The organism is Janthinobacterium aestuarii, assembly GCF_046113285.1.
GTDB lineage: Bacteria > Pseudomonadota > Gammaproteobacteria > Burkholderiales > Burkholderiaceae_D > Janthinobacterium.
The window spans coordinates 4,638,594-4,656,301 of record NZ_CP142524.1; the positions used below are offsets into that span (position 1 = coordinate 4,638,594).

A 17,708-nucleotide genomic window follows, 5' to 3' on the forward strand; every position below is an offset into this window, starting at 1 on the left:
CGCTAGCGGCGCACCAGGCGCCGGTACTGTGCGGCAACGGCCGACGCGATCACGCGATAGCTGCGCGTCGCCTCGATATACCCCGGGCCGCTGGCCGCGCGGGCACGCGCCGCTGCCGGATCGGCCAGGATGTCGAGTAGTCCCTGCGCCATCGCCGGCGTCGAACTGTCGACCAGCCAGCCAGCGCCACTCTCCTTGAGAACGCGTACCTGATCGGGGTTGTCGTTGGCCACCACCGGCATTCCCAGCGCCATGTATTCCAGCAACTTGGTGGGCGAACAGGTGTCATGGATCAAGCCACGGGGAAAATAGGATACGGCGGCATCGGCGCTGGCCAGCAAGGCCCAGGCTTGCCGCGATGGCAGCCAGCCGGTAATGCGCACGGCGGCGCCCAAGCCGGAAGCGTCCACCTGTGCCTGCAGCGCAGCCGTTTCCGCTGGCGAACCGGCGCTGCCGATCAGTAGCAGGCGCGCATCAGGATAGGTGCCGCGCACGCTGGCCAGCGCCTCGATCATGCGTCCGATCTGGCGACTGGGATCAAGCGTCCCAAGATAGGCGATCAACGGTCCATGCTGCCACCCTTGCGGACGCTCCGCCTGCACAGGCGCAGCGGCCAGCACCTGCGTGTCGACGCCCATGGGTACCGCGCTCAGGCGCGATTTCGGGATGCCCTTCTCCAGCATCATCTCCAGCATCGCCCCGCTTTGCACGAAGACGTGTTGCGCCCTTGGTAACACGACGCGGTACAGCAGACACTCCTCCAACAAACCTTTAAGTAATATCAAGCGATTGCGCAAGCCGCCATGCGCCGCCAATTGTGCCCGCGCCCTGGCAATGCGCGCCTCGCACATGAGGAAGGAAACCCAGAAGACAAAGGGAATGCCCTTGAGGCGGGCAATGACGAGCGCCAGCAAGCCGATCGACACCATGTCGCGCACCTGGATGACGTCGCAGGTCGCGCGGTTGACCTTGAGCAAGGCACTCAGGCAGGTGAGTAAAAAAGCCCCTTCCCTCCGCAGCCGCCCGCCCTGCGCGCTACTTGTCCTGACGCGCGCGAATCGGGTTCCTTCGCTGCGGTCCGGCAATACGCCAAGCACGGGCTTGCCAACCAGCTCGCATTCGATGCCGTGGCGCGGCAGGTAGTCGCCAAACAAGGTAGTGACGTCCACGCGGAACGTAGGCAAGGCTTCGGGAACCAATTGCAAGAGACGCAGCGTCGAAGCATTGTCCTGGGCTGCAGCTACCGGTGTACTCATCAAGTGAACCTCTTCATAACATAAATGCATTTATTGCAATAATACCATGATTAACTGATTTTCCTGCTTGCATCGCTATGAACAGGGCATAAAAAAAGCCGCCTGCCTTGAAGGCAAGCGGCTTACTGGACATGCCGGCAGGTAATCAGTTGGCGATGGTGATTTTCTGCGTGCCGACTGTCAATTGCCTGCCGGTTGCCGTTGCAGTGATACTTACGGGCAAGTTCTTGCACCCAACGTCGAGCAGGACGAGGAATTCGCCGCTGCTGGCACTGGTCGTGCGTACCAGGGCGCCGTGCTCTTCGTAGCTACCCGCCTTTGGTGGCGGCCCTGTTCGTTTCTCATAGCGCACCCCCGGATCGGCTATCGGCTTGATGCACACGGAGCGGCCCTGGTTGACGATGGAAATATTGCCGCTGCCATCTACCAAGATTGGTGCTGCCGCATGAAAATTCCATTCGAAGCTGCGCTGGACAGGCGCAGCCAGCTTGTCGCGCACGACGATGGCATCACTGTCGCGCAAGTACCACAATTGCCGTACCGCCAGGCTTAACGCACCGCCATAAGCGGGGGTCGCATTGCCTTCCACGTAGTCCACCGACGGTGTCGTGGAAAAGGCCGTAATGGCGCCGTTGCGCACCAGGGTTTCGCGGTAGCCATCCACCATTTGACCGACGCCGCCATCGAAAGTAATCGTGTTAGCCGACTTCGACTGGCGATACCATGTCGTGTGCATGGGCGAACCGAACCAGTCATACCAGCCCGTCTCGATCAGCAGGGGAACATTGGCGCTCGTCAGCACGAAGGAATTTTGATTGCCATGGCTATGCGAGAACGAACCATAGGGCGTAGATTTGAAATACACGGAAGTGCGTTTCAAATCAGCAAGATTGCTGTGCATCGCGCTCCAGCCGATGCTGGGAAAAAGGGCGCCATTGGCCGGCGGCCGCGGCGTTTCCGTCACGGTCGATACAGGCATAGGATACGGCGCCTGCAGCAAGGTCAGCATGTCCTCGTTCACAGTGATATTCTTGACGTACCAGGCTGCTTCCGGCGTGGCAAAGCGCGATACATAGGCCTTCAGCAAACGGTACACCGGCTCAATCTCCTGCGCATCGCCGAACATATGTGTCTTGGCGCCGGGCGGAACAAATTCCATGAAGAAACGAGCCAGCCCTGCGGACCACGGCTTGGCAAACAAATCGATGCCGCTGGCCTGCAGCAAGGGCTGCCATATCTGCAAGGCGTTATCCGCGCTGAACTCCGCGTAGGCCGTACCTTCCGAAAAACCGCCCTCCGGGCCGCTCCATACCATCAAGGAACCCGAGAAGTAGCGTACGGAAAAGTCGAACCACGTGGTCGCTTCCGGGATTTCGCCCAGCACCAGCGCGGAAATACCGGCAAGAAAACCGATATTGGTAGCCGTGAAGGCATCGTAAGGTTTCTGTTCGATACCACCATTGTTGCTCAGCAGCTCTTGGTAGATAACGGCCGTACGCGTCTTGACCATCGCCATCCAGACAGCACGCCGGGTCGCGTCGAGGTTGGAACCGAGGCTGTCAAGCGCCTTGCTCAACGCCAGGGCAATAGAGCGGCTGCCCTGCGCCTGATTGACATAGCTGGTCGGCCCATTGGGATTGAGCGCCGTCAGGGCATCCCCCCGCCGCAAGGCCTCAGTCAGAAAGCGTTGCTCGCCCGTCAGGCGGAACATCAGCGCGGCGGCCTCGAGCTGGCGGCTGTTCAAGACGATCGAAGTACGTACCGACGTCATCTGCGCCGCATAGGCAGCAGTCATGACGCTGCTGGCAACCAGGGGCCAGTTGGCGTCGGACGGCAGCGCGACATTGGTCGTTTGCAGGACAACTTCATTGCTCATCCCCTGCAAGGCCGGGCCCCGTTCTGCCTTCATGGCAGCGGTCCAGGCGCTCGCTACCGGCAAGCTGGCAGGCAAACCGCGCGGACGCGGACGTTTCAGGATATTGGCGCGCAAGACATCATTGGCCGGCAAAATGAATTGCTTGGAACTGCCACCGATCTCGAAGGCGCGGTCATCCGACCATGCCGAGCTGACGGTGGGGCGCACGCGCCAGGTATAGCTGCCGACAGGAAGCGGCTCGCTGGGCAAATACCAGTTGCGGCTGCTCGTATAGGTGCGCACCACGGTGGTGCCGATGCGGATCTCGAGCGTATAGGAAGTGGTAGTCGCCGAGTAGGGCGCCCACGTAAATGTCGGCGGGTTCTGCGCCTGCAGCTGGCGGTTCGTCGGCATCGCCTTCACGACCAGTGCATCCGCCGACTGGGCCCAGTCGGCACGCGCATAATGACTATAAGGGAACAGCAGCCAGGCTGCGCTGCATAGCAAGGTACGTTTAGCGGCTTTCATGCTTATAGCCTCCATGAGATAGGATGACATCTTTTCTGGGGCAGCTTCATTTTGCATAATCGCCTTCCCTCAAGACGGAGCGGCGCGCCTCGAGCAAAAGGACTCGTGAATTGCAAGTCCTCAACACTGCATGGGCGCAATGTCCATTATACCGAAAGTACTTTCGGTTACTATGACTTTAGTTGCTCTGCTTCAATTCGCGCCACAATTCCCACCGTTTTAGCAAAGAAGCGTTGCCAGCGGTACACATGACGAAAGTCACCAGCCAGCGCATCGACATGCCGCCGCGCAATGCCTTGCATAATTCCACCAAGGCATCGCCACGGCGCCCATCCTGCAAAGCATAGCGCGCCACCTTGATGCGCGCATCGGCGACGATGCTCAAGGCGCCCGGGCGCGATGGGTCGCCGGCAGGCAAGCTCAGGGCGCGCTGCTCCAACCGAAAAAATACCTGTGGCAAGGTGCGCAAGTCATGCACGGCACACAGGCTGCCAGCCACATCCGTGCGATATGCTACAAGTCTGGCAGGCGTGAAGACCAGCTGCAGGCGCTCGGCCAGGCGGAACCATAAATCCTGGTCCTCGCCAAACTGATCGCCTTCGGGAAAACATTGAGACATGGACATTAAATGGCGGCGCGGCACGGCAATCGAGTTAGTGCAATAGAACACTCCGTGGGCTGCCCGGTAGGCATAGAAATTCTTAATCGGCTCAAACCGCGCATCGGCAACCTGGTCGAGCAGGCCATCGGATGGATCGTTCATGCATAAAAATGATGTAGAAAAAAAACTGTTTTCCGGATACTTTTGGTACATGGAAACAATTGCCAATAAAAAATCTGCAGCATACCAATCATCGGCGTCGAGGAAGCAAACCAGCTCTCCTCGCGAGGCCGCGATACCCACGTTGCGCGCGCGTGACACGCCTCCATTCGCTTGTCGGATCAAGCGTATGCGCGGATCGTCCATCGCTTCCACGAGAGCGGCGCCGCCATCGCGCGAGCCATCGTCGACGACCACAATTTCAAAATCCTGGTGGCTTTGGGACATCACAGAGGCGATCGCCGAGACGATATATTGTTCCTTGTTATATAGTGGGATAATGACGGAGCACAACATCAAGACAAACTCCCTTCCATCATATTGCGCCGTGCCAAGGCTTTCTCACGCCGCTGCTGTGCAGCCGGTACATAGTAGCGGACGAGCACCGCCAGCTGCAGCATATGAATCGGCAAATCAGGGCTCATGCTGGCTAGCGACAGAGGCACTTCACTGATCGACTTGCAAATGAGTAGGATAAACAGCGCCAGCGACAGCCCCTGGCTGGCCCGGACGGTATTGGCGACGAAATAAGCGATCACCAGCGTGTAGAAAAGCAGGCCAAACGCCCCGACGCTGCCGGCGCTCGACAGGCTCTGGAAGAACTGGCTGTGAGCATGGGTGGCGAACGGCATGCCGATGCTGTTGCGGAAAGCCTCATCGAAGATATTCAGTCCGTAGCCAAACACAGGATTCTTGCGCCACTCTTCGACGGCGATCTGCCAGATCTGATCGCGCCCCATAAAGGTCATCAGTTCGGCGCCGTCGCGGGTCGTGAAGAAGCGCGCAATCTTGTCGCCGCCGCCGCCAAACATGAAAATCAAGCATAGCAGGGCGCCGCCAAACATCATCATCAGTATTAATAATACTGGTAGATGGGGGCGCCGGAAATCCTGAATGCGGGCGTTGATTTCATCGCGGCGGCTATACCAGGCCAGCACCACCACCGACAGGATAAAGGCGATCCAGCTAGTCTTCGACTGCGTCAGCAGCAGGCTGATGCCGCCCAGCATCCAGCCACCGCGCATCAGCCAGACATTTTTGAAAGGCCGATACCAAAGGCACAGCATGAACAGCACACACAATGGCCCCAGGCTGTTGGCGTGGCTGGTCAGCCCAGCATAGCGCAGCTTCAGGCCTGGTACCAGACCGTGGTAGTTCGTGCTCATTACCAGACCGTGCTTCCATACGATGCAAGCGGCACTGGCGACAAGCAACGCCAGCAGGGCATTGCGCAGCACAACCGTCATGGCGTCCACGTCGGCCTTGGTATTGGCCATCAGGGCCGCCTGGCAAGCCAGCAGCGCATACAGGAATTCATGGGAAAAATATGGATACATGCCGAACAGGGCGGGGGTCAATGTATTGCTCGCGTAAAAAATCCAGAAGCCAAACAGCAGCATGCCGGGCATGCGTTTGTGCTCGCTTCCAGAGTTCAGCACGTAGCGCAATATGCGCTCGCCACATGAGAAGATCAGAAATACCGAACTCAGGCGGCCCAGCCAAGAAACGATGGAACTCTTGTTGACGACAATGGCCAGCACATCATCTGGAAAAGCCAGGTCGCGGCCCGACAAGAAAATGGTCAAGGCATAGGTCAGGAAAATCGGGTACGCAATATATTGCATCAACCCCAATTCCCGCTTGTGTCCCCAGTGGGCACTCAAAGCCATGCCCGCCACGACCAGGATTGCGGCGATCAACACCACCAAGCCGCCAATAAATTCAATCATATCAATCTCATCATACTGAACATTTACTACGAAGATAAACACCGACCCGTGCCGGCACCGGCGGACTGAAGCGTCCAAGCAGGTCGACGATACGCCGTCCCAGCAATTGTGGCTGAAGCAAACCGGCCAGCAAACACAGACCGCCGCCGCCTAGAGAGCCAAACAACAAGGCAGGCAGCGGCCCGTGGCCGATGGCATGCCCCAGCAGTGAGCCGCCATGGGCGCCGGCCGCCGCCAGCAGCATCAGCACGACGGAGCGCCAGACGCTGGGCCACAAGTCGATTATGCCCAAATGCAAGCGCAGGCATGCCGTCATGCCGATCACCAGCGCGCGCGCCAGCAAGGTACCTGACGCGATGGCGGCCACCACCACTACACCCAGGCCGGAAAACTGCCAGAGTGCGATACCCGCCAGCACGATCAGCGGCATCTGCAGCAGCGCTTCCAGGTGCTTGCCGCCCGTATTCCACAAGATGGGCGTCGACATGCCCCACGTGACGTAGGCGGGCATGCCCAGCGCCAACACCGTCAGCACGCGGCTCGATTCGCGCCAGGCATCGCCGTACAGGGTGGCGATCAGGTCGCCGGCGAGGCAGGCCAACACCACGAAGACGGGACCGATGACGATCCAGGTGGCCGCGATGACGGACAGGTACGCCTGCCGCAAGCCGGCCACGTCGTCCTGCAAGCGCGCACCGGCCGCCAGGAAGGCTGGCTGCAGGGCGCTGAGGAACAGCGAATTGGGCGTGTTAGCCAGGTTGTAACCCACCGCATATACCCCGACCGCGTGGGCATTGAGGATGCGCCCCAGGAAAACCCGATCGAGGTTGTTCAAGAACCAGTTGCTCAGGTTGGTAATAAATACTGTACTGCCCGTATGCGTCGAGCGGCGCGCACCCGCGTACCACAGCAATGGACGCAGCGTATGGGGATTGCGGCAATATGTCAGGATCAGCAAGCTCAGCGCCTGTACCAGCCAGGCACTGACCAGGGTCCAGACACCAGCGCCCATCAGTGCCAGCGGAATGCCCACACACAGGTAGCCCAGCGCATAACTGAGGATCTGCGCGATATTGAGCCAGCGGAAATTGAGCTGGCGCCGCAGCAGGTTGCTGCTGGGCGCCGTCATCGCGCTGAGCAGGCACGTCAGGCTCAGCCAGCAAACGATGGACACCAGCCGTGGCTCCTTGAAGTAGGCGGCGATCCACGGCGCCAGCAGGTACAGGCCCAGCATGGCCGCCGCGCCGGACAAGCATTGCCACGTGAAAGCGAAACGGATGTCGTCGTCATGCAATTGCTGGTTTTGCACCAGGCCCCAGGCAAAGCCGAAATCGGCAAGGAAGGTACTCAGTGTCATGACCAGCAAGCCCATGGCGAACAGGCCGTAGATTTCCGGCCCCAGCAGGCGCGCCAGCACGATCTGCACGCCCATCTGCAGCACGAAGCGCGTCACCGTGCCGAGCGCGGCCCATTTGACGGCGCTTACCGCGCGTGTCTTGACGTCAGCGCTGGCAGACATGGCGCGACGCAGGACAGGAGGAGGCGCACTGGCGCTGCAACGTAAGGTTAATGGCAATTCCTATCGACAAAAATATCGGGGCTACGGCCAGGCAGCGCCGGCGCGCTCCGCTTAACCATGGAAGTTGCCGATGATGCGCGCACGGTCCTGCGCCTTCATGCCCGACAACATGGCGCGCACAAAGCCTTCCTGTATTGCGTAGGCGGCGCCCGTATCGCTGTCGATGCTCGACACGCGCACCAGCATGGCATCGGGAATCGCCCCGCTCAAGCCATAGCGCAATTCCTGCATGCGCTGATCCAGGCCCGGCGTGAGCGCCTTGTCGCCGACGGTAATCCAGTAGGTGATCGGTTCCTGGCGCGGGCCATTCGTCGCATACAGATGTTTCACCGGCAAGGTCCCGTAATCGGTGCGCAGCTCGCTGCGGCCCGACTTCTGCACCTCGTAGCCCTGTGCACCATAGCAGACTTCCGGCAAGTGGACGGCCATATTGCTGCTCTGGTCGCCACCATAGGCGATCGACAGCATGACGCGGTTTCCTTGTGGATCGACATACGTGCGCGACAAGGTCTGGTTGTATATCTTGTCCAGACGCGCCTGGGTTTCCGGATCGACTTGCAGCGGAATGATGGTGGTGTCGATGGTCCAGCCGCCAAAGGCCACCGGGATGATGTCCGCGAGTTGGAACTGGCTCTTGCTGTCGGCGATCTTGACGCTGGGCGTCAAGTGCTTGGCCAGCCCGGCCGACGCCACCATCAGGATGCCGGCCAGCACACTGACCTTGACGGAATTGATCATCGATTTCATGCCTGGCTCCCCGACACTCTACGCTCACGCAATTTAACGATCCATTGCAGCAGGGTATCGGCAGAAAGGATCAGGATCAGCGCCGTAATGAACAGCACCATGCCGGCGAAACCGTGCAGGAAGCCCTGCCCCGCGGCATCGCCGAAATAATAGGTAATCAGGGTCAGCACGATGACGCGCACGACGTTGGCCGAGAACGAGATCGGGATGATCAGGATAGCCAGTGCGATATTGCGCAGTGCCGACGTGTGGCGCACGACATTCAGGTAAAACAGGCCCAGCGCCTCCAGCGACAGCAAGGTCTGCAGGCCGGCGCACGCGTCCGCCACCATCAGCTGGTACTGGCCGATCTGCAGGATCACGCCCGTGCGGGCGATCGGATAGCCGGCAAAAAACAGCAGGTGCTCGACCACGTACGACACGGCCATCTTCATCGGCATCGTCAGCATGATGACGATCTGGGCCGGCAAGGGCACCATGAACAGCATGAAGAAGAACGGGAACCACAATATTTTCAAGGCACGCAAGCCCCGCTTCAGCAACAATACGGCTGCCAGCATCCAGATGAAGGAGCCGATTTCAAAGGCGATGATATGTTGCGAACGGCCCAGCACGTACAGCACCAGGGCGATGGCCAGCACCACCCAGCCCAGCGCGCTGGGTTCGCTGCCACGGGTTTTTTCCAGCATGTCGGGCCAGTTGCGCCAGATCAGCCACAGCGACAAAAACAGGATGATGGGACCGTGCGCCTGCTCTTCCGTCGCCCAGATGCCGCCAAACAGGCCGGCAAAGGACGGAATGTACATGGCCAGCAGTCCGACGGCCAACGGCAGCCATTCTGGCAAGTATTCCTTGCATTGCTGCAAGTTCAGGCCCGACCACCGCTTGGCTTGGGTATTCATTTAGAAATCCACCATCACGGAACCGACCACCTTGGCACCGCTCTGCACGATCTGCTCGGCCATGGCGTTGATGTCGCTCAACAGGGATTGATTCTTGCGCGCCACGATCAGCACGCCACCGGCACGGGCCGCAATGGCCATCGCGTCGGAACCGAGCGCATACGCGGCCACGTCATAGATGACGATGTCGAACAGCGACTCGAGTTCCGTGTTCAGGTTGGCAAACGAGCTACGGCTGAGCAGCTCTTGCGGATTCGGCGGCAGTGTACCGGATCCCAGCACGGACAGATCGACGAACGATTCGACCTTGGTGATGGCGTCGAGCTGAGCACGGCCAGCGAGTATGTCGGACAAGCCCTGGCGCGTCTGAACATCGAAAATTTCATGCTGGCGCGGATTGCGCAAGTTGGCGTCGACCAGCAGGGTGCGTTCACCCAGCTGCGAAAACACGACAGCCAGGTTGGCCGCAAACAGGCTGGCACCGTCGCCGGATGCACCGCCCAGCACCACCAGCGCCTTGTGCCCACGGGCAAACCAGCGCAGCATGACCTGGCTGCGGATCGCGCGCAGCGTTTCCACTTGCGGGCTGAACGGTTCATAAGCAGCCACCAGCAGCTCCGAATACTTGCCCTCGCCTTTTTGCAGGTAGGGATAATCGAACTGGCGTGCCAGCACTTGCTGGATGTCGGCCTCCGTGATCAGGCCCAGGCGCAGGGCCGCTTCGCCGAAGCGGATGCCGAGTTCCTTTTGCATGCGCAGCACGCGCTCGGCGTTCTCGGGCGTGATCTTGCCCGACTCGAGCAGCAGACCGCCAATACTGGAGTCGCCGGTACGTGGCACGGTGTTCATCGAAATGGGGAGCGCGGCTTGGTTCATCGTCATATCCATGTTTTAACGTAAGCGCAGGCGGCGCGGCAGAATGCCGTTCAACACACCTTTTTTGCGCGGCGACTTGCGGGCATTCCAGTCGATGGCGCCGAAGACGGGAATCTGCAGCGTTTCTTGCAAGTCGGCTTCCGAACGCACGCGGCGGTACAGCATCTCGATCACGATGGCCAGTCCCACGCCCAGCAAGGTGCCGAGGAAAATCGACAGCAAGGTATTGAGCAGCACGCGTGGACCGGCAGGATCGATCGGCGGCACAGCCGGATTGAGCACGGAAATATCCGACTGCTCCGCCTGGCCCTCGATGCGCGTTTGCGACAGGCGCTGCGACGTCACGTCAAAGGCGCGCTGGGCGCTCTCGACATCTTTCATCAATACGCCCATCTCATCGCGGGTACGGTTCAATTCCAGCACCTTGGCTTTTTGCGCCTGCAGGGCGGCGCGCACCGCCGCTTCGCGCTGCTGCAGGATCTGCGCATTGTTGCCAACGCTGCTGGAGGTATTGGCCAGCTGCTCGCGCAGGTCGGCGCGCAGCTTGTCGACTTCCGCCTTGGCGCTCTCGTATTGCGGGTGGTTGCGGCCCAGGCGCTGGGCGATTTCGGCCAGCTTGCCTTCGGCGTTACCCAGGCCAATCTTCAAGTTCTGGATCAGCGGATTGGACGACACGTCGGGCGAGGCCATGCCATTGCTGCCCTGCGCCATGCGCTGGCGCGACGACGCTTCCATCGTCTGCCCTTGCGCCATGACCAATTGCGCCGACAAGTCATTCAGGCGATTCGATTCGACATCGAGACGGTTGTCGACGCTGACGATGCCATTGTCCTGCTGGTATTTGGAGAGCTTGCTTTGTGCCACTTCCAGGTTATCGCGCAGCAACTTGGTCTGTTCGCTGAAATACGTCGAGACGCGGCGCATCGGATCGACCTTCAGCTGGATGCTGGTCTTCTGGTACTCGTCCGCAAAGGCATTTGCCACGGCGGCAACGAACTGCGGGTCGCTGCCCTTGAAGCTGATGTCGACCACGCTGCTTTCGCGCGATGGCACGATTTCCACTTTTTTCAGCAGCAGATCGGCCAGCCAGTCGCGCACGGTGCCGCCCTTGCCTTCGGTCGCCTCATTGAATTGCGCAATCACGGCCGGGCTTTCCGCCAGTTTCAAATGGTCGACGACGCGCAAGGCAACGTTTTTGCTGCTGATGATGTCGATTTGCGTCGCCATGAAACCAGGCAACAACTGGCCCGGCATGGCCAGGCCCGTCAGCGGGTCGACCCCTTTGTAGTTCAAGAGCAACGAACTTGTCGCCTTGTATGTTTTAGGCAAGAGCAAACTGACCGACAGCGTGCCGAGAACAGTGACCAGCAGCGTGACCAAGATCAACTTCTTGTGCGCACGCAGGATCAGTAGGAGCTGTGACAAATTCATGGGAAAACCTCAACACAGAATGAAAAACATCCGGCTTGCGCCGGAAAGATACGGACACAGGCTTAAAACAGGCTTTCCTGCACGTACACCATATCGTCAACTTGCAGCAGGTCATCATGCTTGGCGTTGATGATTTCCAGCTTGCCAGCCTCGTCGCGGCGCTTGATGCGAATGCCGCGCTCGGTGCCGCGCTGCGTCAGGCCACCGCCGACGGACAAGGCCTGCAGCACCGTCATCGATCGCTCGAGGCGGAAGGCGCCCGGACGCTGGACTTCGCCGTAGATATAGAAGCGCGGCGCGCGCTCGACAAAGATCACGTCGTTGCCAGCCACGTCCAGGTCGCGGTTCAGGTCAGCCGAGCGCACCATCTCGACGATATCGACGATTTCGCGCGTCGTCTTGCCGTTACGCTTGCGAATCAGGTTGACGGCATCTCCGCCGTCCTGGCTGACGCCGCCAGCCATGGCCAGCATGTCCATCAGGCTGCGCTTGCCTTCAATCGGATAGCGCCCGGGACGGTTGACCTGGCCGAGCACCGACACTTGCTGGCTTTGCAGCTGCGTCACGATGATGTTGACCTGTGCCTTGCGCAGGAAGCCGCCGCTTTCCAGCAAGCCGCCCAGTTTTTTTTCCGCTGCCGAGACCGACAAACCGCCCAGGGCCACATTGCCGACCAGGGGGAAGGTGATTTCACCCGCCTCGCTGACGCGCGTTTCGAGCGCCAGGTCGGGATTGCCATAGACGGAAATTTTCAATACGTCGCCGGCGCCCAGCTGTACATCGGCAGCACCGGCAAAGCCTGCGCTCAGGGCCAACAGGGTGGCCATGCACCACATCAAAAGTCGTTTCATGATTCGCTTATTCCATTGATAGAGTTACTTACCTAAAATGCTGCGACTTACTTCAAGCCAGCAACGCCACGATCATTTGCTTCCGAGGAACTCTTCGCCGGTGCTGCCTGGGCCGCCGAAGCAGGTGCAGGTACCGGAGCCGCGGCGCTGGCCGCTGCCGATGCGGCGGCCGGGGGGCCGTCCTTGCCCAGGTATTCGATCTTGGCGGCGGCACGCAGACGCTTCAGTTCGGCATCGGCGGCATCCTTGTTTTTCTTGTTGAATAAAAATTGTTCGATCTGCGGCGCAGCCTGTGCCAGGGTCGCGGGATTGTCGCGGATATCGGCCAGGGAAATGAGCAAGGTGCGGTCCCCTTCGCGGATAATGAACAACTGGCCCTTCGGCATCGACAGCAATTTCGCGCTCAGCTCGGGCGCCAGGTCGGCGCTGGTGCGCGACAACTGTGTACGGGCGAACTTGACCTTATGCGCCTCGAGCCAGGCAGCCACGTCGTCGAGCGTCTTGGCACTATCCATGGCCGCCTTCAACTGGTCGTTCATGTCCGCGCTGGCAATCACCAGTTCGCGCATGTCGAATTGCTTGCGCTCGCTGAAAAATTGCGGGTTCTTCTGGAAGTACTCTTCCACTTCCTGCTTGGTGGGGCGGGCGATCGTACCGATGCGCTTTTGCATATAGGCTTGCGCGACGATCAGCGCCTTGGCGCGTTCGATCGCTTGCACCACCTTGGGATCGCGGTCCGTCTTGTCCTTGGCCGCCTCGTTCTGCAGCAACTGGCGGTCGATCAGCGATTCGAGCAACTGTTTGCTCGCCGCTTCCTGCTGCGGCGCCTGAACATTGGCGCGCTGCATCTCTTCATTGAGCTGCAGGACGGTGATTTCTTCCCCATTTACACTCGCCAGCGCCTGGCCGGGCTTTTTTTCTTTATTGCCACAAGCAGACAATCCTGCGACGGCCAGCACAACCAGGCCTGCGCACAGCAGACGGGAAGGCATGGCGGACGTGCTCGAAGACACACGGGCGATTTGCACTTGGTTCAAAATGACTCCTTCAGTTCAGGTAAGGAAATCCGCTGATAATTTTGTGAACGTGATGATAACTCACTTAGCAACAAAACATTGTCAAAAAAAGCAGATTTCGATTGAAATTATGGGCTTGCGACCACATGATTGTCAATATTATAAATATGATACACAGTGTACTAGCTTACTAGGGAAATATTTGCTTAAAAAACTATTAAAAGATCTTAAAAACAACTGTTTCATCAGAAACACAAGCCTTGCAATAGCGATGCCTCAATAAATAATTTCCACAGGAAAATATTTATTGCGTAGCGAGGGGCACTTGCACTACGCCGCACAATAATCGGAGGCGGGCAAACATGGGAAAGCGGCAGGAATGGGGCCGGTGCCTTGAGGTCTGCCGCTGTTCAACAGCAGACCGACGCCATGCTGGCAGGGCGAGGTTCCAGCGGGCATGTCGCGCATGCCATGGTCGACTAGCTGGCCCGCCGTCAGGCAGGCGGAGCATGTCACCGTGCACATCATGTCGCCGTGCTTGCCTCATAGGGTCGTCTGGCTCATCGAATCACTGTTCGGCCGGCTCCAGGAACCGGCTATTGGACATCTCGCATGATTGCGCCATTTTAACGCGTATTAAATCTCTGCAAAAAATATTCAAGTCCGGTGTGGCGGCCCGCCATCAATGCGCGCTCAATGCGCATTGTCGCGCTTCAGCACCACCTTGACGGTGCGCAAAATGATCCATAAGTCCAACCACAGCGACCAGTTGCGCAGGTAGTCAAGGTCGAAATGGATGCGCGCCTCCATCTTGTCGAGCGTCTCCGTCTCCCCGCGCAAGCCATTCACCTGGGCCCAACCGGTAATGCCCGGCTTGACCTTGTGGCGCAGCATATAGCCCTTGATCAGCTTGCGATACTGCTCATTGTGCGCCACGGCGTGCGGACGCGGCCCGACAATGCTCATGCGTCCCTGCAGCACGTTAATGAACTGCGGCAACTCATCGAGTGAACTGCGGCGCAAGAAGCTGCCCACGCGCGTCACGCGCTGGTCGTTCTTGGTGGCCTGCACTACCTTGTCGCCATCCTCGCTGACCGTCATCGAACGGAATTTATAGACGATGATTTCCTCGCCATACAGGCCGTAGCGGCGCTGGCGGAAGATCACGGGGCCTTTCGATGTTACCTTGACTGCAATGGCGATGACCAACATCACTGGTAACAGCATGATCTGGATCAGCAAGCCCAGCACGATGTCACTGCCACGCTTGACCATGCTGTTAAAACCGGTAAACGGCGACTCGCGGATGGCGATCACCGGCATGCCGCCCACATTGTCGAAACGCGCCTGCATCAGGTCGAAGATATAAATATCCGGCAAGAAGTACACGGACGCCGTCGTATCCTGCAGTTCATCGAGCATTTTACGGATGCGCGGCTGCGCCGAAATGGGCTGACTGATGAATATCATCTTGATATTGTGTTCGCGCACATAGGCGGCGATATCGGCCATCTTGCCCAGCATGGGCTCACGCATTTTCTCGGGCCAGCGGTCATCGGTACGGTCGTCAAAAAAGCCCCGTACGCTCATGAACAGATTCGGATTGCGCTCGACGGTGGCGGCAAATTTCAGGCTGGCATCATTGGCGCCAATGATGACGACGGAGCGCACTTCGCTGTCGCGCCCGGGATCGGCCACCATGCGCCGCGCAGCCAGATGGCTGAGCAGCAATATGAATGGCGTCAGCAGAAACCAGGCCAGCACCAGTTCGCGGTCGAAATGAAACGCCAGTCCTGTCGCCGAACCCAGGAATACCAGAATCAGGGCTGTGATGCCCCAGCTGACAAAAATATCGCGGGTATAGGCCAGCATCCGACCGCTGCGCCAGGTACGATAGGGATCGACATACTGGAATACGGATGATGAAATAAAGAACGCAAGGATCATCAATACCAGCGAATAGCCAGTAAAGGGGGAACCTGACAAGGCGGACAACAGATACAGCGTACCCATGATAATCAATGGGTCGAGTATGCGCTGAAAGAACGAAATCAAGGGTATATCATTAACCGTCATAGTGCTCTTCAGAACTGGACACTGGCGCTGAACGACACGCCTTTGGCGCGGAAACTGCCAGTATTAATAATAGGTGCGCCCTTGCGCGTGTCGCGGAAGGCGTTCAGACCCAGCTGGATATTCGGCTGCGGAGCATAGGTTAGTCCCAGAGATTCGGTATGCGAGGTGTCGCTGACATCGACGGGCAATACGAGGCCGCTGGCGGCCGAAAAGTCGCGCTTCTCGCGGCGCAGTTGCGCATCCATGCGAACCTTGGACGTGATATCCCAGGCGGCGGCAACACTGGCGCCATTATTCAGGCTGCTCGAAATCAGCGCATTTTCCACTACTCCATACTCATGCCACAGGGAACCGGTGAAACGCACCTTGCCCAGCGGCGCCCAGTTCACCACGATGCGCCCGTTGGCGCCGCTCGAATTGCGCCCCGAATAAAAGGAATGGCTGCGGCGCACCCATCCACCCAAGAGTTGCACTTGGGTAATCGCACTGTAATTCCAATAAATATTCGCCTTGATCTCATCCTGGGTATAGCCATCGTCGACGCCGAACTGGCCGCCGTTGACGCGATTCGGATAGCTGCCATTGATATGCCGCAACTGCACGCCGACACGACTATTACTTGCAGGCAAATAATCAAGCCCCAGTTCCGTCGCTTTTTCTTCACGGTTGGACACGCGCTGCGACAGCAAGTCATACGAGTAGCGCTCACGGCTGTAAGCGCCACGCACGCGCCAGCTCGGATGGAAACGCCAGCCGCCATCGACGTACTCTCGCTGACGCGTACGCAAATTGCGTTCAGTGCTCTGGAAATCGCTGAACGGCGTCAGGGTTTGCGAATACAGGGCGCCCGCATGGCCATCGAGATGATTGCCTAGATGCCATTCAAGATCGGCCAGGAAATCCTTGCCGCTGTAGTTGAACTGGTCAAAATGCTGGAACGACACGCGCGACCACTTGGCCTGTCCCGTCAGCACCTGGCGCCCGATTGGCCGGTTGACGAGAAAACCCGCCTGTATCTGGCGCGACGTATCGGAACGGGGACCGTTATAGCCGGGAACATTGTCGTCGAGGCGCAACAGATTGTCGTCATAGGAATACGAGGTCGCCAGGAACGGGGAAATGGTATCGCTCCAGGCGGCCATTGCCGACGAGCTGGCCACACCTCCGACCACGAGCACGCAAGCGGCACGCAAGATAGACATGAGCGGCATGCCAGGCGGCAGACATGGGTGGCTACGGAGGCTTTTTGGCGGGGAATTCAACATGGGCATTGTCTTTGAAAGAGCAAACAGTTAGTTGGCAATATTACCAGTAAGTCCAGTGTCCACCGGAAACAATCCAGAGGCCCAGCACGCCATTCGTCACGCCATGCGCGAGGATCGGCGACCATAGGTTCTGGCTGCGCATGTACAGCAAGCTATAAGCAGCACCGGCAACGATACCGGCCAGCCACAAATTGTGTTCGAAGCCAAACAGTACCACGCTGACAACAAAGGCCTTTGCACTCGCCAGACGCGGGTTAAATTTCAGAAAGTCCGGGGCATCGATCCAGCGCAGCAGGAAGGAGCGCCAGAACAGCTCTTCCATCACAGGCACCACGAGCGCCGCGCCGGCGATGCGCAGCACCACCAGCGTCCACTCGATGCTGCCGTCATTGCGGGGATCGAAACCGTCGGCGCTGCCGATACTCATCCAGCCCGCATTCAAATTAATCCACAGCAAAAAAACAACAAGTCCGGCGGAGATGGCGACGGCAATAGCGCGCGCACCCAGCCCTGTCCAGACCAGTTCTGTATAGCTGCGGCGCCAGTACAACAACATGCCCAGCACGACGCCGATCTTGACGGCGTACAGCCAGCGCAAATCCTGCGCGGCAAAGCCGGCCCGGCCCAGCATGTCGGCGATGAAGATAAAGGAGAGGTAGGCCAGGAATGGCGCTACCCGGGGCAAGGCGGCGCGGTCAAACATGCCGATGCGCACCGGAGGTGGAACCACGCGCCGGACGCCGTGGTCCGGAGCGCGTGTTTTTGATAACAAACAT

14 protein-coding genes are annotated in these 17,708 nt (G+C 59.0%); all 14 read right to left on the reverse strand.

Features of this window, described 5'->3' with window-relative positions:
* Window positions 1-2: 2 nt before the first annotated feature.
* The 14 genes from OX462_RS20785 to OX462_RS20850 all read right to left on the reverse strand — a co-directional run bounded on the left by OX462_RS20785 (window position 3) and on the right by OX462_RS20850 (window position 17,662).
* The gene (locus OX462_RS20785) at window positions 3-1,256 is read right to left on the reverse strand and encodes a glycosyltransferase (RefSeq protein ID WP_175444759.1); all 1,254 of its coding nucleotides are present in this window, start codon (window positions 1,254-1,256) and stop codon (window positions 3-5) included.
* A gap of 145 nt (window positions 1,257-1,401) precedes the next feature.
* Window positions 1,402-3,696 carry a heparinase II/III domain-containing protein gene (locus OX462_RS20790; RefSeq protein ID WP_227742126.1) on the reverse strand — a complete coding sequence of 765 codons (2,295 nt, stop codon included), beginning with the start codon at window positions 3,694-3,696 and terminating at the stop codon, window positions 1,402-1,404.
* A gap of 121 nt (window positions 3,697-3,817) precedes the next feature.
* A complete protein-coding gene (locus OX462_RS20795) occupies window positions 3,818-4,756 on the reverse strand; it encodes a glycosyltransferase family 2 protein (protein WP_070224580.1) in 939 nt (312 codons plus the stop codon).
* Window positions 4,756-6,189, reverse strand: coding sequence for an O-antigen ligase family protein (locus tag OX462_RS20800; protein ID WP_070224581.1), 1,434 nt, complete (start codon window positions 6,187-6,189; stop codon window positions 4,756-4,758). The genes OX462_RS20795 and OX462_RS20800 overlap by 1 nt, the downstream gene beginning before the upstream one ends.
* Before the next feature lie 10 nt (window positions 6,190-6,199).
* Window positions 6,200-7,708: a lipopolysaccharide biosynthesis protein gene (locus tag OX462_RS20805; RefSeq protein ID WP_070224582.1), complete on the reverse strand. Its 1,509-nt coding sequence runs from the start codon at window positions 7,706-7,708 to the stop codon at window positions 6,200-6,202.
* Window positions 7,709-7,819: 111 nt separating this feature from the next.
* Window positions 7,820-8,515 carry an exosortase-associated protein EpsI, B-type gene (gene epsI / locus OX462_RS20810; protein WP_083287180.1) on the reverse strand — a complete coding sequence of 232 codons (696 nt, stop codon included), beginning with the start codon at window positions 8,513-8,515 and terminating at the stop codon, window positions 7,820-7,822.
* A complete protein-coding gene (gene xrtB, locus OX462_RS20815) occupies window positions 8,512-9,417 on the reverse strand; it encodes an exosortase B (protein WP_070224584.1) in 906 nt (301 codons plus the stop codon). Before xrtB ends, epsI begins: the two co-directional genes overlap by 4 nt.
* Window positions 9,418-10,293 (reverse strand): chain length determinant protein tyrosine kinase EpsG, encoded by an 876-nt coding sequence (gene epsG, locus OX462_RS20820; protein ID WP_070224585.1) that lies wholly within the window; start codon window positions 10,291-10,293, stop codon window positions 9,418-9,420.
* Between the two features lie 15 nt (window positions 10,294-10,308).
* Window positions 10,309-11,724 (reverse strand): chain length determinant protein EpsF, encoded by a 1,416-nt coding sequence (gene epsF / locus OX462_RS20825; protein ID WP_070224586.1) that lies wholly within the window; start codon window positions 11,722-11,724, stop codon window positions 10,309-10,311.
* Window positions 11,725-11,786: 62 nt separating this feature from the next.
* Window positions 11,787-12,575, reverse strand: coding sequence for a polysaccharide export protein EpsE (gene epsE / locus OX462_RS20830; protein WP_409026962.1), 789 nt, complete (start codon window positions 12,573-12,575; stop codon window positions 11,787-11,789).
* A 47-nt stretch (window positions 12,576-12,622) separates the two neighbouring features.
* Complete coding sequence (locus OX462_RS20835; RefSeq protein ID WP_409026963.1) at window positions 12,623-13,612, reverse strand: EpsD family peptidyl-prolyl cis-trans isomerase; 990 nt, start codon at window positions 13,610-13,612, stop codon at window positions 12,623-12,625.
* A 672-nt stretch (window positions 13,613-14,284) separates the two neighbouring features.
* Window positions 14,285-15,667, reverse strand: a complete 1,383-nt coding sequence (locus OX462_RS20840) for an undecaprenyl-phosphate glucose phosphotransferase (protein WP_070224588.1) — start codon at window positions 15,665-15,667, stop codon at window positions 14,285-14,287.
* 8 nt (window positions 15,668-15,675) lie between these two features.
* The gene (gene epsL / locus OX462_RS20845; RefSeq protein WP_227742125.1) at window positions 15,676-16,869 is read right to left on the reverse strand and encodes an XrtB/PEP-CTERM-associated polysaccharide biosynthesis outer membrane protein EpsL; all 1,194 of its coding nucleotides are present in this window, start codon (window positions 16,867-16,869) and stop codon (window positions 15,676-15,678) included.
* 103 nt (window positions 16,870-16,972) lie between these two features.
* A complete protein-coding gene (locus OX462_RS20850; RefSeq protein ID WP_240453558.1) occupies window positions 16,973-17,662 on the reverse strand; it encodes a CAAX prenyl protease-related protein in 690 nt (229 codons plus the stop codon).
* Window positions 17,663-17,708 lie beyond the last annotated feature (46 nt).